Annotated in this window: 14 protein-coding genes; 10 read left to right on the top strand and 4 right to left on the bottom strand. The window is 58.4% G+C overall.

Annotated features, from left to right (window positions below; genetic code table 11):
- Positions 1–128 precede the first annotated feature (128 nt).
- The 6 genes from AXF13_RS09510 to AXF13_RS09490 all read left to right on the top strand — a co-directional run bounded on the left by AXF13_RS09510 (position 129) and on the right by AXF13_RS09490 (position 7,769).
- Positions 129–1,415: an OmpP1/FadL family transporter gene (locus AXF13_RS09510; protein ID WP_062252883.1), complete on the top strand. Its 1,287-nt coding sequence runs from the start codon at positions 129–131 to the stop codon at positions 1,413–1,415.
- A 271-nt stretch (positions 1,416–1,686) separates the two neighbouring features.
- Positions 1,687–2,364 (top strand): outer membrane protein, encoded by a 678-nt coding sequence (locus tag AXF13_RS09505; protein WP_009302178.1) that lies wholly within the window; start codon positions 1,687–1,689, stop codon positions 2,362–2,364.
- Between the two features lie 232 nt (positions 2,365–2,596).
- Positions 2,597–3,256, top strand: a complete 660-nt coding sequence (locus tag AXF13_RS09500) for an outer membrane protein (RefSeq protein WP_062252881.1) — start codon at positions 2,597–2,599, stop codon at positions 3,254–3,256.
- A 599-nt stretch (positions 3,257–3,855) separates the two neighbouring features.
- Positions 3,856–5,241 carry a DnaA ATPase domain-containing protein gene (locus AXF13_RS09495; protein ID WP_062254818.1) on the top strand — a complete coding sequence of 462 codons (1,386 nt, stop codon included), beginning with the start codon at positions 3,856–3,858 and terminating at the stop codon, positions 5,239–5,241.
- 147 nt (positions 5,242–5,388) lie between these two features.
- Positions 5,389–5,622, top strand: a complete 234-nt coding sequence (locus AXF13_RS16770) for a hypothetical protein (RefSeq protein ID WP_150116146.1) — start codon at positions 5,389–5,391, stop codon at positions 5,620–5,622.
- Positions 5,623–5,669: 47 nt separating this feature from the next.
- A complete protein-coding gene (locus AXF13_RS09490) occupies positions 5,670–7,769 on the top strand; it encodes a sensor domain-containing protein (protein WP_062252879.1) in 2,100 nt (699 codons plus the stop codon).
- A 149-nt stretch (positions 7,770–7,918) separates the two neighbouring features.
- On the opposite strand, the gene AXF13_RS09485 is transcribed toward AXF13_RS09490, so the two are convergent.
- A complete protein-coding gene (locus AXF13_RS09485; protein ID WP_062252877.1) occupies positions 7,919–9,982 on the bottom strand; it encodes an elongation factor G in 2,064 nt (687 codons plus the stop codon).
- 264 nt (positions 9,983–10,246) lie between these two features.
- Here AXF13_RS09485 and AXF13_RS09480 point away from each other — a divergent pair, with 264 nt between their 5' ends.
- On the top strand, positions 10,247–10,756 hold the full coding sequence (locus tag AXF13_RS09480; RefSeq protein ID WP_223299898.1) for a translation initiation factor IF-2: 510 nt from the start codon (positions 10,247–10,249) through the stop codon (positions 10,754–10,756).
- Between the two features lie 158 nt (positions 10,757–10,914).
- Here the strand turns inward: AXF13_RS09480 and AXF13_RS09475 are convergent, their stop codons facing one another.
- Together AXF13_RS09475 and AXF13_RS09470 are read right to left on the bottom strand one after the other, a co-directional pair.
- A complete protein-coding gene (locus tag AXF13_RS09475) occupies positions 10,915–12,141 on the bottom strand; it encodes an NAD(P)-dependent oxidoreductase (protein ID WP_062252874.1) in 1,227 nt (408 codons plus the stop codon).
- A gap of 225 nt (positions 12,142–12,366) precedes the next feature.
- On the bottom strand, positions 12,367–12,789 hold the full coding sequence (locus AXF13_RS09470) for an acyl-CoA thioesterase (RefSeq protein WP_035060645.1): 423 nt from the start codon (positions 12,787–12,789) through the stop codon (positions 12,367–12,369).
- Here AXF13_RS09470 and AXF13_RS09465 point away from each other — a divergent pair.
- The gene (locus AXF13_RS09465) at positions 12,784–13,965 is read left to right on the top strand and encodes an MltA domain-containing protein (RefSeq protein WP_223299897.1); all 1,182 of its coding nucleotides are present in this window, start codon (positions 12,784–12,786) and stop codon (positions 13,963–13,965) included. The genes AXF13_RS09470 and AXF13_RS09465 overlap by 6 nt on opposite strands.
- A gap of 247 nt (positions 13,966–14,212) precedes the next feature.
- Positions 14,213–15,760, top strand: coding sequence for a helicase HerA-like domain-containing protein (locus AXF13_RS09460; RefSeq protein ID WP_062252871.1), 1,548 nt, complete (start codon positions 14,213–14,215; stop codon positions 15,758–15,760).
- A 7-nt stretch (positions 15,761–15,767) separates the two neighbouring features.
- Here the strand turns inward: AXF13_RS09460 and AXF13_RS09455 are convergent, their stop codons facing one another.
- Positions 15,768–17,792, bottom strand: coding sequence for an acyltransferase family protein (locus tag AXF13_RS09455; RefSeq protein WP_062252870.1), 2,025 nt, complete (start codon positions 17,790–17,792; stop codon positions 15,768–15,770).
- A 160-nt stretch (positions 17,793–17,952) separates the two neighbouring features.
- Here AXF13_RS09455 and AXF13_RS09450 point away from each other — a divergent pair, with 160 nt between their 5' ends.
- Positions 17,953–18,186, top strand: a complete 234-nt coding sequence (locus AXF13_RS09450) for a helix-turn-helix domain-containing protein (protein WP_062252868.1) — start codon at positions 17,953–17,955, stop codon at positions 18,184–18,186.
- Positions 18,187–18,244: the final 58 nt, after the last annotated feature.

Below are 18,244 nucleotides of genomic sequence, written 5' to 3'. Positions count from 1 at the left end.
GGAGCGGGTGACGCCATCCGCTCCGCGCCGTCTGCGCCGCGCGGAAAGAGCCTGGGGGGCTTTTTCCGCAATGGGGGAGTGCGCGCGGCGTTTGTCCGACTTGTGGTGTTAAATGCTCTGGGGGAAAAATGAGGGTTCTGCGCGTTTCCTGTCTCTTGCTCGCCCTTCTGGCGGGCACGGCGTCAACGGTTCTGGCCGAGGGTTTCGCCCTCAATGAATGGAGCGCCAGGGGCGTTTCCCTGGCGGGCGGCATGGTGGGCCGCGCCGACGACGTCTCGGCCCTGGCCTATAATGCGGCGGGCATCACCCAGTTGCCGGGCACGCATGTCATGGGCGGTCTGGCATTCATCGCCCCGCTGGGCACCATCGGCACCGAGCACGCCACGGGCATGCAGTACACCACCACCAAACCGTCGGTCTGGCTGGCCCCGCACGGTTATGCCAGCTATCAGCTCAACGACAATGTCTGGCTGGGCATGGGCGTGTTTTCGCGCTTCGGCCTGGGCAACAGCTACTCCGGCAACTGGACCGGCAGGTACAATCTCTATGACGTGGGCGTGCAGACCATCTCCTTTGTGCCCACCCTGGCCTACAAGATCAACGATATCTTTTCCGTGTCCGTGGGCGTGGAGGCTCTCTACGCCAGCATGTACATGGGCAACAAAATTCCCACGATGACCGCCGCCACTGTTCCGAAAAGTTTTGACAACGACCTCCAACTGGAGGGCACGGGCTGGGGCGTGGGAGCGCATCTGGGCCTGCACATGCGCTTCAACGAGCAATGGTCCGTGGGTCTGGCCTACAAGAGCCAGGTGACGGTCAACATCTACGGCGATGTGGAATTCGGCTCTCACGAGCAGAATCTGCTCAGAGCGTATCAAAAATTGCCCGAAGCCATGGACTGCAACGCCCATACCACCCTGCAACTGCCGGACTCCCTGGCGCTGGGCGTGGCCTACAAGCCGCTGGACAATCTGAGCTTCGAGGCCGGGACGGTCTGGACGCGCTGGTCCACCTACAACGCCTTGAACATCTATATGGACAACGGCTACGATTCCATCAGCAACAAGGAATGGCGCGACGGCTGGAATTTCAACGCCAGCGTGGAGTACAAGCCTCTGGACTGGTGGAGCCTGCGGGCGGGCCTGGCCTACGAAACGGCGGTGGTCAATGAAAAGCATGCGGATTTTTTCGTGCCCTCCAGCGGACGCACCATCCTCAGCCTGGGCACGGGCGTGGAGTGGAACAACTGGACCGTGGATTTCGCCTATTCCCACCTCTGGATCAATCCTGTCAGCTATGACGAGACCGACGCCGCGGGCATTCGCGGCAACGCCATAACGGGGGTCACCGGCGGCAAGTCGGAAAATGTGGTGGCCAATATCTATATGTTTTCCATCGGCTATACCTTTTAAGCCGGATTCTCCGGGCTTCGGCCCGTTGCATGGAACCGGGAGGCGTTAGCGGGCGCTTCCCGGTTTTTTCCATGGCATATGATTTGCATTCTTATCAGGCGTCCGGCAAAGAATTGGCGCCCGCAAAAGGGAAGGAGCGGCGTGCCGGATTCCGCCGGGCGTGGGAGAAAGTCAAGAATGTTTATAGAAATGCTATTGACAATTTCCAGATTTTGCCCAACTCTCAAAACTCCCTGCGAGCAGAAGGGGAAAAGCATTCAGGAGGACTGTCATGAAACGTATTATTGCCGCTTTGGCGCTTGTGCTGACGCTTGCCCTGCCCGGTCTGGCCGCGGCGGAAGGCACCGGCATGTACCTGGCTCCCAAGTTCCTGATGAGCATTCAGGACACTGGCCGGGTGGAACGTTCGTCCGCTTTGGCCGGTACGGGCGTGGACGACTACAGCCAGTTTACCCTGGGCGGCGCGCTGGCCCTGGGGTATGACTTCTGGCCGCAGCAGATGCTGCCCCTGCGCGCGGAAATTGAATTCGCCATGCGCGGCAACAGCGAAAAGACCTGGAGCGACGGCGGCGTCAATGTGCGCGACGTCAAGGGCACCTGGAACAACTCCACGCTCTTTGCCAACCTGTTCTGGGACTTCCACAACGACAGTGCCTTTACGCCCTATATCGGCGCCGGTCTGGGCTTGGCCTTCAATTACACGGGGTATGATTTTACCACCAATAGTGGCGACAAGTTTTCCGCGGACGACCGTTTCACCAACTTCGCCTGGAACGTGGGCGTGGGCGCGTCGTACAGCTTTAATGAAAATCTCGCCATTGACGCTTCCTACCGTTTCGTCGGCTTGGGCTACAACGAAGTCACGGCTCATGCGGGTAGCAGCAAGTATGAGATCGGCAGCGATCCCTACAACAACGAATTCATGCTGGGTCTGCGTTTCGCTTTCTAAATCCGGTTAAGCCGAACTGATTTTACGGTAAGCGCCCTTTCGTTTACAGCGGAAGGGCGTTTTGTTATTAGTTCCTGAAACGTACGCTGTGCGTGAAGAAGCAGGCAACCACCCGCCATGCGGATGGCCTGGATTGGAGGGATTGCGTTTTTCGCATAAAAGCATTGACGCTGCATGGGAAGAATGCAAAGCTCAATTTCAGAGAACCTATTTTATTTTTGGAGGAAGCGATATGAAACGTATTTTGGCGACACTGGCCCTTGTGGTGGCCCTGGCTCTGCCCGGACTGGCCCAGGCCGAAGTGAACGGTGTGTATTTTGCCCCCAAATTCCTGATGTCCATTCAGGACACGGGCAATATTTCCCGCCCCTCTAGTGCCTTGTCGGACGAGAGCTACAGCCAGTTCACCCTGGGCGGCGCGCTGGCCGTGGGCTATGACTTCTACCCCCAGCAGCAGATCCCCCTGCGCGCGGAAATTGAATTCGCCCTGCGCGGCAACAGCGAAAAGAGCTGGGATGGCGTGTGGGATGGGACTAACTTCAGCACCAAGGGCCTCTGGAACACTTCCACCCTGTTCCTGAACCTCTACTATGACATCCAGACCGGCACGCCCTTTGTGCCCTATATCGGCGCGGGCGCGGGTCTGGCCTTCAATTATGTGGAATACACGGTGCATGGTGGCGGCGATGGTGTCAGCGCCAGCGACAATTTCACCAACTTCGCCTGGAACGTGGGCGCGGGCGTGGCCTACAACTTTAACGAAAACTTCGCCGTGGACCTGGGCTACCGCTTCATGATGATGGGCTACAACGAGGTTTCCATAGGCGGAAGCAACATCAGCAACCAGCCCTACAACAACGAATTCATGCTGGGCCTGCGCTTTACCTTCTAAAGCCTGTCCCGCGAATGCATCCCAAAAAACCCGCCTTATGGCGGGTTTTTTGGTTTCCGATAGACGGCCTGCCGGCTTATTAGAGCATGCGCCACGTGAACTGCTCTGAAATGTATGGCCAGCCTGGAATTTTTCCCGAGACGGCCGGTACGCCAGTGACGCCGTGAAAGCGGTTTCCTATACGACGTGATAACAATTTCTGTTATCGCGGGTAGTTAGAAGAGATTTTCTAGAGAAAAAACCCGGCGTGGGGCTCAAAAAACTTTTTTTCCCTCTTGACAATCCGTCCGGCCTTATAGTTCGGAAGCTGTATGGATATGACGAAAAAAACAGCGTATAATTGAGAAAAACAGAGTAAATTTTATGTTTAGTTGTGGAAAAAATATTTCTTATATTGTGTATTATTTTGTGGAACGAAGCGAAAGCCTTGACCCATAAGGCTTTCGCGGCAGCCCCCGTTCTCCGCGAAATTGAAAAATTGATATGTATTTCAAATAATTATTGAGGAAAGTCTTTGGGGAAAGCAAAAGAGGCCACTGGCCCAGAGGGCTGGTAATCCTCCATTGCCCGAGTTCGCGCTTTCAGGCTACAAGGCCCCCATGCGAGATCAATGGGCCGAAATTTCTGAAAATCTCAAGAAAATGCTGGATTCCGGCGTTTTTAAAGTCTGGATCGCCCCTTTGCGCGCCAGGCTGGAGGACGGGGCGTTGTGTCTTGCCGCGCCCAATGCCTTCATGGCCGGTTGGCTGGAAAGCCGGATGCTTTGCACTCTGCGCGAGGCCGCGGCCCCGGTGCTGGGTCTGGCGCCCGAAGCCGTGGACCTGCGCATTGAGATTGCCGGAAATGACCGGAATGCCGCCTCGGAGGCTGCCTCCTCAGCGGATCTCGCCGCGCGGGTTCTGCCGCGGCGGCAGGCCAGCCTGCCCATGCCCGCCGTTGCGCCGGCTTTCCGGCGGGAAGCGGCCTGGCGCTATCGTTTCGAAGATTTTGTGGTGGGGCCCAGCAACAGCGTGGCCGTAGCCGCCGCGCAGGACGTCTGCCGTAGCGGCGGCGACGTGCGGACGCTGTTTGTGAACTCCGCCTCGGGCCTCGGCAAGACGCATCTGGCCCAGGCCGTGGGCCAGAGCCTCAGCCGGAACAGCAGCGGCGCGCGCGTGGCCTATCTTACGGCCGAGGAATTCGCCTCGCGTTTTGTGGCCGCCTTGCGCAGCCATGACGTGGAGGCTTTTAAAGGCCGTCTGAGGGAACTGGATGTCCTGCTGCTGGAAGACGTGCATTTTTTCCAGGGTAAGGAGAAAATGCAGGATATGGCCTTGGCTGTGGTTAAAAATCTGCAGGCCAGGGGAGGCCGGGTCATTTTCACCTCCTCGTTTTCGCCGCGCGAGCTCCAGCGCGTGGACAGCCAGCTTGTCTCGCATTTCTGCTCCGGCATTCTGACCAATATGGGACGCCCCGACGAGGAGATGCGCCGCCATATCCTCACCCGCAAGGCCAGGAGCTTTCAGGTGCTCTTGCCCGATCCGGTCTGCGATCTGCTGGCCAGCCGTCTGCGCGGCGATGTGCGCCAGATGGAATCCTGTCTGAACAGCCTTATTTTCAAGGCCCGCCTGCTCAATTGCGGCCTGAACCTGGATCTGGCCCTGGAAGTGCTCAACCAGTACGCCGGAGTGGACTGCGGGCCGGATCTGCCCACCATCATCCGCCTGGTTTGCGAAAGCTACGGCCTGGAAGAGCGTCAGCTCTGTTCCCGCTCGCGCCGCCGGGAATGCGTGCTGGGCCGTAATACCGTCTACTATCTGGCGCGCAAGCATACCGAGCTCTCTCTGGAAGAAATCGGCGGAACCTTCAATCGCCGCCATTCCACGGTCATCAAGGGCATTACCTCCGTGGAGCGCGAGCTCTCCAAGGAATCGAGCCTGGGCCGCCAGATCGCCAGGGCCGTGGATCTCATTGAGCGCAACGCGGGCCTGAGCGTGGCCCAATAGCGTCTCTCTCTCTCTCTCTCTCTCTCTCTCTCTCTCTCTCTCTCTCTCTCTCTCTTGCATAGCTACTTACATTTTGTCGTACTATTGTTAATTTCCATTGACATTCAGACATATTGCGGCATTTAATTTCGTTGTTATCATAACATGATGAAATATCGTCTTTTTTTGAGAAAAGACAATTATCGTTTGGCAGAAAAATATATGCCGGGTGATGTTTGTTTCTTTTTTGTCTTTTTTCGTAAAAAGGAAATTTTTATTGCTCTGAAAGTAAAACAAGGTAAAATAAGTAAAAATATGTGTGGAAAACTACCAATGGCTGAATACGGAAAGCTGTGTCGGCAAAACCGTATCAGCTGCATTGTTATGATTTTTCGCGCATAATTTTCCCTTCGCCCTTGAGGAAGGAGGGCGCAGGGAGAAGGCCCGCCATGGAAAACCAGAAAAAAATCTTCGTTGAAAATTCCGTCAGCCAGAGCAACGAATACAACATGCTGATGAATCTCTCGCGCTTGAGCGTGAGCAAGCATCTGGTAGATGAACATTTTACGCTTGTCTGGGCTAATGAGTATTATTACGAACTGATCGGCTACCCCAAAGAAGAATACGAACGGCTTTTCGAGAACCGCCCTGACAAATTTTACCAGAACGACCCGGAGAACTGGAAGATTCTGGTCGCAAAAGTGGCGGACGCGATTGCCAAAGGCGGCTACCAGTTTATAGGCCGGATGCGGCACAAAAGCGGCAGGATGATGTGGGTCAGACTGTCGTCCATCTTCACGGATGAAATGATCAACGGCTATCGTGTGTCCTACACGGTAATGGCGGATGTCAGCGAACCGCAGCAGACCTTGCTTGAGCAGAGCATCACCTACAATAATATTCCCGGTTTTATCGCCAAGTTCCGGGTGGTGGAAAAGGGCTTCGAGTTCGTTGAGGCCAATGAAAAATTTACACGGCTTTTCGGGCGGTCCGACTATTCGCTGGACAGTCCGATCTCAGCCAGAAACCCGGCTGTGCTCAATGACAACTATGAAGCCATGCGCCGGGGGGAACCGGTCAATTTCGTTCTCCAGGCCAGGGAGCTGGACGGAAACAACATCTGGTTGCAGGTCTCCGGCGAATGTATGGACTGGGAGGGCGATAATCCTGTTTATTTGTGTGTGTATATTGACATCAGCGAGCTGCTGGAACAGCGGGAGCTGCAGAAGCAAACCAATCAGCGCCTGGAGCAACTGGCCTTTATGGACCCGGTGACCAGCGGGCGCAACCGCACCAGCTTCGAGATCGACGCGGGCGGCGCTGTGCGCGCCGCCTTGCCCGGTACATATGTGCTGGTCTGGCTGGACATCCAGAAATTCAAGGTAATTAACGACTTTTTCGGCGTTGAAATGGGCGACAGGGTTTTGCGGCATTGCTATGAAACCGTGGAGGCCCATCTTGAGAACGGCGAGTATGTGGCCCGTCTGGCGGCGGACGGTTTCAATCTTCTGCTTCGGGCAGCCGGGGAAAAGGAGCTGGAAGCCCGGCTGAACCGCATAGCCGAAGACGCCAACAATTTTGAACCGTTCCGCGAACGCAATTATCTGCTTTCTTTCTCCGCCGGCATTTATCCCATTGATGATCCCACCCTGCCGCTGGTCAAGATCCAGGACAGGGCCAACATCGCCCGCAAAAAGAGCGGCGGCTCGGAAGAGTACTGCCTCTGCACCTGTCTGTTTTACAGCGAGCAGGACCGCCTGCGCTCCCTGCGTGAAAAGGAGATGGAAAACCGGATGCACGATGCCCTGGAACGGGGCGAATTCGTGGTCTATCTCCAGCCCAAGCAATCCCTGAAAAAAAACGCCATTGCCGGTGCCGAGGCTCTGGTGCGCTGGCGTGCCCCGGAGGGGCTGATTCCGCCCAATGACTTTATCCCGCTGTTTGAGCAGAACGGTTTTATTGTGGACCTTGATCTCCATGTTTTTGAAAAGGTCTGCGCCATGCTGCGCAAATGGCTGGACAACGGCGTCACGCCGATGCCGGTTTCAGTGAACATGTCCCGCGCGCATCTGGCGGATCCGCAGTTTCTGGAGCGTTACGAAAACATTCGCCGCACCTATGACGTGCCTCCGGAACTGCTGGAGATTGAGCTCACGGAAAGCCTGGTTTTCGAAAATCCGCATTTGTTGGTCCAATTCATTGAGCGGATCCGCGCCCACGGCTACCATTGTTCCATTGACGATTTCGGCAGCGGCTATTCCTCTCTGAATCTTCTCAAGGACATGAACGTCAATGTCCTTAAACTGGACAGGGTCTTTTTCGCCTCGCAGGAGGCGGACAACGCCCGCGAGCGGACCGTGATCGTCTCGGTCATCGACCTGGCCAAGAAGCTCAGCATGGGTACCGTGGCCGAGGGCGTGGAGACGCCCCGGCAGGTGGAATTTCTGCAACAGGCTGACTGCGACATGGTCCAGGGCTATGTTTTTTCCCGGCCCGTGCCCCTGGCGGAATTTGAGCAAATGGCCTTCGGCCGGGAAATCGCCGCCTGAGAACCCCACAATTGGTAAAAGTTTTTTGGGAGACGTGAGAGAGGCCCTTTTTTTAAAGGGGCCTCTCTTGCAAAAATGATCTTCCCAAGAAAAAAGACGCCCCGCGAGGGGCGTCTTTTTGTCAGCATATGTCTTGCGGGCCGCGTGTTTTATTCGGCGGCCTTGGCCGCCTGGTGCTCGGCAATAACTTTTTCAGCCACAGGTTGCGGCGCTTCCTCATAATGGTCGAATTCCATGGTGAAGAAGCCCTGGCCGCCGGTCATGGAGCGCAGGTCCGGCGCGTAGCGCAGCACTTCGCTCATGGGCACATGGGCCTTGATTTCAGTGATGCCCGCCTGGGAGTCCGAGCCCAGCACCTTGCCCCGGCGGGAAGAAAGGTCGCCGATCACGTCGCCCATGCTCTCGTCCGGGATAGACACGGTCAGCAGCACAATGGGTTCCAGCAGCACGGGCTTGAGGCCTTCCATGGCTTTTTTGAAAGCCAGGGAACCGGCCACCTTGAAGGCCATTTCCGAGGAGTCCACAGTGTGGTAGCTGCCGTCGTAGACCTTGACGCGGAAGTCCACCACCTGGCAACCGGCCAGGAAACCGCGCGCCGCCGCTTCCTGAACGCCCTTGTCGATGGCCGGAATGTACTGGCGCGGAATGACGCCGCCCACAATGGCGTCCTCAAAGACATAACCGGAACCGCGCGGCAGGCCTTCCATTTCGATCCAGCAGTCGCCGAACTGGCCGCGCCCGCCGGATTGCTTTTTGTGGCGGCCCTGCACCTGGCATTTGCCGCGCACTGTCTCGCGATAGGGCACTTTGGGCGTCTTGAGCACGATGTCGATCTTGAAGCGGCGCTTGGCCTTTTCCACGGAAAGCTCGATATGCAGCTGACCCATGCCGGAGAGCAGAATGTCTCCGTTTTCCTCGTCGCGGCCCAGCTTGAGGGTGATGTCCTCGTCCAGCAGGCGCTGGATGGCCGCGTAGACCTTGTCTTCCTCGCCCTTTTCCTTGGGGGCCAGGGCGTAAGTGATCAACTGCGGCGGCAATTCGGGCATGGGCAGGGCAAAGGGCGCTTTTTCGTCGCAGAGGGTGTCGCCGGTGCGCGTGTTTTTGAGTTTTGCCACGGCCACAATGGCGCCCGGTCCCACGGGCTCCTTGCAGGGCGTCTGGTTTTTGCCCACCAGGTAAAGCAGGCTGCCCAGACGTTCGGTATCCTCGCTGCGCATGTTCTTGAGCGTGGCGTCGCCGTTGATGGTGCCGGAAAGCACCCGCAGAATGGAAAGCTGCCCGGCAAAGGGATCGGCCAGGGTCTTGAACACAAAGCAGGCCACCGGGCCGTCCGGATCAGGCGCGCGCTCGGCCCCGGCTGCGTCCACAAAGGCCGGGCGCTCCAGAGGCGAGGGCAGCAGGGCTTCCACCGCGTCCAGAACAGCTTTGCCGCCCTTGTTTTCCAGGGCGGAGCAGACCATCACCGGGGTCAGTTCGCCGCTGAGCACGCCCTTACGCAGGCCAAATTGCAGATCTTCCAGGGAAAGGCTGCCTTCCTCCAGATATTTTTCCATCAACACTTCATCGCTTTCCGCGATGTTTTCCACGGTCACGTCGCGCAGCAGGCTCACGTCGTCCGTGAGGTCGGCGGGAATTTCAGCCTCGCTGCTGCCGCCGTTTTCGGTGAACATCCGGGCTTTTCCGGTCAACACGTCCACCACGCCCACAAAGGCTTCGCCCTGGCGGATGGGCACCTGCAAGGCCACGGGTTTGACGCCCAGAGCGGCCAGACCGTCAAAGGCCATGTGGAAGTCGGCCCGGTCGCGGTCCAGCTTGTTGATGATGATCATGGCGGGCAGATTTTCCGCGCGGACCATGCTCCAGAATTTTTTGCTCAAGGGGCGTACGCCGTCCACGGCGTCCAGTACGAACAGCACGCTGTCCACGCCCTTGAGCAGGCATTCCATATCGCCGGTAAAGTTGCCGTCGCCGGGGATGTCCAGCAGGAAATGGCGGTTCTTGTTCCAGAGGTAGGCAGCGCAGGCGGGCTGCACCGAACCGCGGCGGCGCACTTCCTCGGGTTCGTAGTCCAGGCTGGTGGTGCCGTCTTCAATGGCGCCCATACGGGTGACGGCCCCGGCGTTGAACAGCAGCATTTCGGCCAGCGAAGTTTTGCCGCAGCCGCCGGTGCCGACGAGAGCGAAAGTGCGTTGCATTTCCAGAGGGGTTGGCATGGTTTTCTCCCTTAGTAAGCGATATGGCGGCGCGAAACGAGGGCGCGCAAGCCGGGTGAACGAAACCAGGGAAGGCCCGCGCGCGGGCCGCGCGGTCAATCAGGATAAACGATACAGTCTTGCCGGAAAAAAGGGAAGAGCCCCGCCCTTGGCCGCGGAGCCCGTTGTGCAGTGGCGGCGCATGGTGCGGGAGATGCGGGACGGTATGCGTCGCGCTTGACAGAGGCCTGCGCAATGGTGAAATTACCCGTAAAAGCGGAGGCCATGTCGATGATTCTGGAATGGGCCGCCGCCGGGGCGGTAATCCTGGCTGGCCTGATTTTCTGCGTGCGCATCATGCGGCGCGGCATCACCACCCTGGACGAGGACCGGGTCCAGTATCTGGAGCGCATCCATGCCGAAGAGCGGCAACTGGATGAGGACAGGAAAAATATTTCCCTGGACGAGCATCTTCATGTACTGCACGCGGCGGTCGCGGATTTGTTGCGCTTGGCGGGCAATCCGCCCGGTCACGCTCTGACGGGGCATGGTTCGACCCTGGTGCTGCGCACCCCGGAGGGCGAGTGGCGCATTGAGCTGATCATGCGCGAACGCACCCTGCGCCGTACCCACAAGGTGCTGCACGGGCGCAGCCGCTGGCTGTTGAGCGGCTTCGGCCGCAATGAGCATTTTGAAGATCTGGCGGGCCTGATGTGCAACCTCAATGCCTATCTGCACGGCGACAAGCTGGTGCCGCCCGAGCCCGCGCATCTGGCGCGCCGTCTCAGCCATTAATAATGTACGCCGTCTTGTCCTGACCGGGCAAGGCGGCGTTTTCGCAACATTTTAATAAGGGCTGAGCCTGGAGCGTTTCAACTTTGAAAAGTTGGAATGCGAGGCGGCGAGTAGATCGAATTCGCCTTGAAACGTGCACATTTCAAAGTGGATATAGTCTAGGAACGCGGCAGACTCCGCATATACCGGTCCATGGCGTCGGCCACGGTTTTGGAGCAGTGCACGGCCTCCACCACGGTTTTGGCGCCCCGCACCACGTCGCCCGAGGCGAAGATGCCCGGATGGGTGGTGGCCCCCTGCGCGTCTGTTTTCACTAGGCCGCGCTCGTTGATCTCTATGCCCGTGGACGTGGACACGATCTTGTCCTTGGGGCCCTGGCCGATGGCGATGACCACGGAATCCGAGGGTTCCAGAAAATCCTCGCCTTCCACTTCGCCGGCATGGCCTTCCGCATCGTAGGCCAGGCGGCGGAACACCGCTCCTTCCGGGCGGATTTCCACGGGCCGCACGCAATTGTGAAAGTCCACGCCGTCCACCTTGGCGTACTCCACCTCGCGCGGGCTGGCGGCCAGCACGGGTTTGCGGGCGTAAATGGTGACCTTGCGCGCGCCGTGCCGCAGAATGGTGCGGGCCGCGTCAATGGCCGCGTTGCCCGCGCCGATCACACTGACCGTTTCGCCCAGATTGTAGACCGCCGGATTGCAGAGATAGTCGATGGCAAAATGGACGTTCCCCAGGCTTTCACCCTTGATGCCCAGACTGTTGGGCCGCCAGACGCCCGTGCCGATGAACACGGCGCTGTAGCCGTCCCGGAACAGGTCGTCCATGCGCAGCGCGCCGCCGATGGTGGTGTTGGGGCGGATGCGCACGCCCAGTTCCAGCAGGCACTGCTGATAGCGGTCCAGGATGCTCTTGGGTAGGCGGAAGGCGGGAATGCCGTAGCGCAGGACGCCGCCGATGCGGTCGTGGGATTCGAAAATGGTCACGGCATAGCCGCGCTGGGCCAGAATGATGGCAATGGTCAGTCCGGCCGGGCCCGAGCCGATGATGGCGGCGGCCAAGCCATTCTGGGGCGGCCGGGGCGGATGGTGGGCGGCCAGGAAGCGCTCGGAGATATAGTTCTCGATGCTGCTGATGTGCACGGGACTGCCTTTTTTACCCAGAATGCAATGTCCCTCGCACTGTTTTTCATGGTCGCAGACCAGGGAACAGACAATGGAGAGGGGATTGTTGTCAAAAAGCATCTGCCCGGCTTCGTCGATATTCCCGTTCAGAAACTGCTCGATCATTACCGGAATATTGGTGTTGATGGGGCAGCCCGTGCGGCAGAGCGGCTTTTTGCAGTGCAGGCAGCGCCGGGCTTCGTTGATGACATGCAGCGCCATGGATTCTCCTTATATATGAAGTCCCAGGGGGCGTCGCCCCCTGAGGCCAGGCTCAAGCCCTCAGTAAACCACCTGCTGCAAAGCAGTCTTTTTCCGTACAGCGGCGTTGCCAAGGAAAAATTGACCTCGCAGTATGTAGATACAGCTTCACCCAATTTCCCCTTGGCGCCTTGCTGTCCGAAAAAATACAGCTTTTCGCGGGCGGCGGGTTAATGAGGGCTGACCCTAGCCTTTTTCAGGCGCGCACAACTGCCGGAACCAGTCCGGCACGGGCACGGGCCGCCCCTGGGGATTGACCAGGGCGTGCTGGGTCATGCCTTCGGCCAGCAGGCGCGTCTTGTCCTCGTTCCATATCTCATATACAAAACGCAGTGAGGCCCGGCCCCATTCGCTGATGCCCGCGCGCACCTGCACAAGATCGTCGTAATGCGCCGGCGCGCGGTAGCGGCACTGGGCCTCGCGCACGGGCAGAATGATGCCTTTTTTTTCCACGTCCGCGTAGCTCATGCCGCACTGGCGGATATAGGCGCTGCGGGCGCGTTCGAACAAATGCAGATATTCGGCGTAATACAAGACTCCCATGGTGTCCGTTTCTCCGTAGGACACACGATGGGGCAACCATACCTCGGGGGTGGGGAAATCATGCACGGGCAAGCTCCTTGTTTCGGCGCGGGCTGTACGCGGCGCGCGTCCGTAAGGGCCGGGGGCGCGTCGCGTCCGGCCTTGATTGTGGTTTTGCTGGCGAGTCTTGTGCTCTCCGCCTGCGCCGGCAAGAAACCGCAGTCCGAAGATCTGCCGCCGTTGGGGCCGCCGGTGGCCGTGCAGGAAAGCCCGGAATTTTTCGTCGCCAATCTGGCCCCCCGCAACCAGGATCTGACCAGTTGGAAGGACATGGCCCCTACCGTGCGCAAGTCTCTGCGCTATGTCAACAGCAAGCCGCAGGGCGCGGCGGCCGTCAAGCGGCCGGGCCTGACCGTGACCTGGGGGGATCTTTCCCGCAGCCTGACCCGTTTGCGGGAACTGCTGCCGCGCCTGGATGCGGAGCCGGACCTGCTGCTGGCCAATTTTCGCTGGGTGGAAGTGCCGGGCGGCATCAATTATTCCGGCTACTATGAGCCGCAGGTGCGGGCCAGCCGTACGCGCAAGCCCGGCTATACCCAGGCCATCTACGGCCTGCCGCCGGACCTGAAGCGGGTGCGGGCCAAACGCGGCCGCTATCATGACCGCCGCGCCATTGAGGAAAAACAGGTGCTGGCCAACCGGGGCCTGGAACTGGCCTGGGCCGCGGACCCGGTGGACGTCTTTTTTCTGGAAATCCAGGGCTCGGGCCGCCTGATTTTTGACGACGGCACCCAGGCCTATGTCAACTATGCCGGGCAGAACGGCCACAAATACAAAAGCTCGGGCCGGATCATGCGCGAGAAGGGCCTGCTCAAGCGCGGCGATATTTTTGAACAGCGCGAGTGGTTCAGGAACAATCCCGGGCGGGTGCGCGAAATCCTCAATGAAAATCCCAGCTACGTCTTTTTCAAGTTCGGCGGCAGGGGACCCACCGGGGCCATGGGCCATGAGGTGGACGACTGGCTTTCCCTGGCCACGGACCGTTCCTATATTCCCCTGGGCTCCCTTGTGGCCTACGGGGTCAATGCCCCGGACGAGCGGCGCGGCAGCGTGCCCCTGCGCGGCATCGGTTTTGCCCAGGATGTGGGCGGGGCCATCAAGCGCAACCGTATCGACATTTTCTGCGGCGGCGATGCGCGGGCCAATTACGTGGCCAGCCATCTGGACGCCAAGGGCCCGGCCTGGGTGCTGCTGGCCCGCTGACCGCGCATGCAGCAAATCCTTGCCGTGAAATGCGAGTAGACGGGCTTTGCTCGCCGTAAACGAGCATTTCAAGTGTTAACTGCTCTAGGGTCTGTTAACACTATAGAATTTTTGTTCGCCTGCAAGGAAGATAAACCTGCTTTGAGGGAGTGTACTCTTCTGGTACTCGACCTAAAAAGCAGGTGAAATCTGACGCGGCAGGAGGGCAAAAAGGCATAGCGTTAACAGGCCCTAAAGGAGATCTGCCGTGCTGGACAATGACCATCAGGCGCTCATGGCCCGCGCCGGGGAAAGGGATACCTGCATCCTGCCCGCCATGGGCAATCGCCACGGCTTGATCACCGGGGCCACGGGCACGGGCAAGACCGTGACCCTGCAAAGCCTGGCCGAAACCTTCAGCGCCCTGGGCGTGCCGGTCTTTCTGGCCGACGTCAAGGGCGACCTTTCGGGTCTGGCCAAGGCAGGCGCGCCCACGGGAAAAGTGGCCGAGCGCATTGCCCGACTGGGCCTTGCGGCGCGCGGTTATCTCAATCAGGCGTTCCCGGTCTGCTTCTGGGATGTGTTCGGCAAAAGCGGCCACCCTCTGCGCGCCACGGTGAGCGAAATGGGGCCCTTGCTGCTCTCCCGCCTGCTCAACCTCAACGAGGTGCAGAGCGGGGTGCTCCATCTGGTCTTCCGCATTGCCGACGACGCGGGTCTGCTGCTTCTGGACATGAAGGATCTGCGCAGCATGGTGCAGCATGTGGGCGATGCGCGCGATCAATACAGGACAGCCTACGGGCAGATTTCCACGGCCAGCGTGGGTGCCATCCAGCGCGGCCTGCTGCGTATGGAGGAAGAGGGTGGGGACCGCTTTTTCGGTGAACCGGCCCTGGACATCATGGATCTGCTCCAGACTGATAGTCAGGGCCGGGGCGTGGTCAACATCCTGGCCGCCGACGCGCTGATGAACGCGCCGCGTCTTTATTCCAGCGTATTGCTCTGGCTGTTGTCCGAGCTGTTTGAACGTCTGCCCGAAGTGGGCGATACTGACAAGCCGCGTCTGGTCTTCTTTTTCGACGAGGCCCATTTGCTCTTTGACGGAGCGCCGCCCGTGCTGCTGCAAAAGATCGAGCAGGTGACGCGTTTGATTCGCTCGCGCGGGGTGGGGGTCTATTTTGTGAGCCAGAACCCGGCGGACATGCCGGACAGCGTGCTGGGCCAGCTCGGCAATCGCGTGCAGCACGCCCTGCGGGCCTTTACCCCCGGAGAACAGAAGGCCGTGCGCGCCGCGGCCCGGGCTTTCCGGCCCAATCCGGCTTTCAATACCGAGGATGTCATCGGCCAGCTGGCCGTGGGCGAGGCTCTGGTGTCTTTTCTGGACGCCGACGGCGCGCCCCGGATAGTGGAGCGGGCGCTGATCGTGCCGCCGCAGAGCCAGGTGGGGCCCATCACGCCCGAAGAGCGCGCTGTGGTCATGCGGAATTCGCTGGTGGCGGGAGCGTACGAGCGGGCCGTGGACCGCGAGTCGGCCTATGAAATCCTGACCGCGCGCGCCGCCCGCCGACAGGAGGCCGCAGACGATGAGGCCCGGCGCAAGGCCGAAGCTCTGGCTGAAAAGGAACGCCTGCGGCAGGAGGCTGCGGTCCGGCGCGAAGAGACGCGCGCCCGGAGAAGCGGCGGCGGTGACGGCTTGGGAGATATTCTGGGCTCAGTAGCCAAACAGACGACCCGTACCATCGGCACCACCGTGGGTCGGGAGATCGGGCGCACGGTGGTCCGGGGATTGCTGGGCGGCCTGTTCGGCAAGCGCTGAGGCCATCTTATCGAGGCTGGGCGACAAGATAAGGCCTGAGAATATGTTCGGCCTGAAACACGCTGCCCGCAAAGGATAAATGGTCGTCATCATAGTACAGGGGCAGGCCGTCATCTGAAAACGCCGTACATTTGTCTGTGGGGCAGAATCCTTCAATGGTTCCAACGATTGTTGCATTTTTGATGCCGGAAAGAATAGCCAGATAAGGCTGTTGGCGATGAATGATGTCGGTCTTATATAGGTCTGGAAAACTATTTTTTCCCTGCATTACTTTTGAGTTGCGATTGATATAGTCCCGAGTGTCTGCCGGAAGCTCCGGATTTTCAGTTATAATGAACACCTCTTTCCCCGCGGCGTGCAGCATTGCAACAAATTTTTGCAAAGATTCTCTGAACAGTTTTTCCCCGACAGGAGGGTTTTGAAAAACCCCATCACGGTCTCCTGCATTGTGTGTGGCGGTGATATAACACATGCCGCGTGTGCAGATAAAGACTTTCCTGATGTCTTTTTTCTTTTTCAGAATTTCAAGAAGCGGTCTCGTCTCTTTCCGGGCCAGTCCAGGATTCCAGACTTCACCGCCGGGAATCCACCAGCCGAGCAGAAGCGTATTATATCCCGCCTTCCGGCCCAATTGCGCAATACCGTGGTAGGCCGACTGCGCGTGGCTGTCGCCGACGACGGCCACTGTCGTGTCCGCTCTGGCGTCCGTATATCTGCAATATGTCAACGCGTCTTTTGCGATCCCCGCATATCTGACGCCCGCTTCATCGGTCAGGAGCGGCCGCTCCAGCTGCTTCAGTGTGGCGGCAATTTCTTTGAATCGCGCTCTTTCCGGCAGTCCGTCCAGTAGCTTTACGCTCAGACCTGCACCTGCCAACAGCAGCATGGCGGCAATTAGGGCATACAGCTTGCCGGTGCGCGCCCGTGCGCCGAACCGTATGGGTTTTTCCACCAAAAAATAGGTACCCACGGCCAGCACAAAGGCCAGACCGACTAGCCCCACGCGCAGAAACCGCGTACCAGAATCCAGCCCGCCGTTGAGGATGAAGGCATATGATAAGAACGGCCAATGCCACAGATAAAAAGGGTATGAAATTTTGCCTACAAAAACGGCAAAACGGTTGCAGAGCAGATATCTGCTGATGCCGTTCAGCGGCCCGGCGGCGATGAACGCAAGGGTTCCGGCAACGGGAAAAACGGCGTACCAGCCGGGCCAAGGCTTGTCCTGCCGTGACAGCAGCAGACCCATACCGAGCAGAATGGAGCCAAGGGCGGCAAGGACGAGGCTCAGGCTGCGCCCGTCGTTGTCCGGGGCTTTCTTGTAGAGCAACCTTGCGCAAAGAGTGTCGATTTTCAGATATGCCTTGCGTGTCGAAGCCTGCCGCATGACGGCACAAAGGGCCGCTCCCGCCAGCAGTTCCCAGATTCTGGGCAGAGGAGAATAAAAATCGGCTGTGCCGTCTATCCTGTGCAGGTAAATATTGTCCATAAAAGACAACAGACCAAGTATGAGGATGATGCCTGCCGCCCGGAAATGCCGTTTTGCACTGAGCCAGAGAAGCAAGGGGAAAACGATGTAAAACTGTTCCTCAATGCCGAGGCTCCAGAGATGGAGCAAGGGCTTGGCTTTTGCGGCCGCGTCGAAATAGCCCGTTTCTCTCCAGAGTAGGATATTATCCATGAAGGCGGTTCCGCCAAGAACGTGTTTCCCCAATGTCTTGTATTCATCCGGCAGAAGAATGAACCAGCCCGTGACCAACACTGTTGCCAGAACCAGCAGCAGAGCCGGGAAGATGCGGAGGATTCTGCGGGCGTAAAAATTTGAAAAAGAGAACGCCTCCTGTTCCAGATCTTTTAAGATTATCCAACAAATCAGATAGCCGGAGATGACAAAGAAAATATCCACGCCCATAAAGCCGCCCTGCACCCTGGTCGGAAACGCATGAAAAGCCACCACAAGTAAAACGGCAACAGCGCGGAGGCCATCAATGTCAGGGCGGTATGCAATGCTCTGGCTGTTCGCGTTGTCCATAATGCCTCTTTTTTTTCAAGGGTTGACATGGCAGGTACGTTTGCTGGTGAAGAGGCATTGTCAGCCTTCAATTTTAAGCGATAGGTTATTTTTAACCAATAGCTTAATTTCTAAGCCATAGCTTAAATTATTCGCCAGCGCAATCGGCTATCATCATGAAATGTTCAAAAAAAATTCAGATGCGTTTGGCCCGGTATTGCGACAGTTCCGTGTGAAAAAGGGGCTCACGCAGGACAGACTCAGTGAGATGGTGGGTATCGCTTCGGCGTTTATCAGTATGCTGGAAAGCGGCCACAAATATCCCAACCTTGAAATGCTTTTCAAGCTGGCTCACGCCTTGGGCGTTCGTCCTGGGGCTTTGCTGGATGAGATGGAGCGGCGGTTGCGACCGTAAGCAAACGAGCTCATCTCTTTGGCGTTATCGCATTGAAAGAGGGCGATCATGGAAGTAT

Source organism: Desulfovibrio fairfieldensis, assembly GCF_001553605.1.
Taxonomy (GTDB): domain Bacteria; phylum Desulfobacterota; class Desulfovibrionia; order Desulfovibrionales; family Desulfovibrionaceae; genus Desulfovibrio; species Desulfovibrio fairfieldensis.
Note: the sequence above shows the minus strand (reverse complement) of the source record. Positions and strands in the feature narration are given on the sequence as shown.

Excerpts from the sequence above, each read along its gene's own strand:
- AXF13_RS09505 (WP_009302178.1), top strand. The coding sequence starts at position 1,687 with ATGAAACGTATTATTGCCGCTTTGGCGCTTGTGCTGACGCTTGCCCTG.
- AXF13_RS09475 (WP_062252874.1), bottom strand. The coding sequence starts at position 12,141 with ATGGCGCTGCATGTCATCAACGAAGCCCGGCGCTGCCTGCACTGCAAA.
- AXF13_RS09450 (WP_062252868.1), top strand. The coding sequence starts at position 17,953 with ATGTTCAAAAAAAATTCAGATGCGTTTGGCCCGGTATTGCGACAGTTC.
- AXF13_RS09485 (WP_062252877.1), bottom strand. The coding sequence starts at position 9,982 with ATGCCAACCCCTCTGGAAATGCAACGCACTTTCGCTCTCGTCGGCACC.
- AXF13_RS09500 (WP_062252881.1), top strand. The coding sequence starts at position 2,597 with ATGAAACGTATTTTGGCGACACTGGCCCTTGTGGTGGCCCTGGCTCTG.
- AXF13_RS16770 (WP_150116146.1), top strand. The coding sequence starts at position 5,389 with ATGAAATATCGTCTTTTTTTGAGAAAAGACAATTATCGTTTGGCAGAA.
- AXF13_RS09480 (WP_223299898.1), top strand. The coding sequence starts at position 10,247 with ATGTCGATGATTCTGGAATGGGCCGCCGCCGGGGCGGTAATCCTGGCT.
- AXF13_RS09455 (WP_062252870.1), bottom strand. The coding sequence starts at position 17,792 with ATGGACAACGCGAACAGCCAGAGCATTGCATACCGCCCTGACATTGAT.
- AXF13_RS09465 (WP_223299897.1), top strand. The coding sequence starts at position 12,784 with ATGCACGGGCAAGCTCCTTGTTTCGGCGCGGGCTGTACGCGGCGCGCG.
- AXF13_RS09510 (WP_062252883.1), top strand. The coding sequence starts at position 129 with ATGAGGGTTCTGCGCGTTTCCTGTCTCTTGCTCGCCCTTCTGGCGGGC.
- AXF13_RS09495 (WP_062254818.1), top strand. The coding sequence starts at position 3,856 with ATGCGAGATCAATGGGCCGAAATTTCTGAAAATCTCAAGAAAATGCTG.
- AXF13_RS09490 (WP_062252879.1), top strand. The coding sequence starts at position 5,670 with ATGGAAAACCAGAAAAAAATCTTCGTTGAAAATTCCGTCAGCCAGAGC.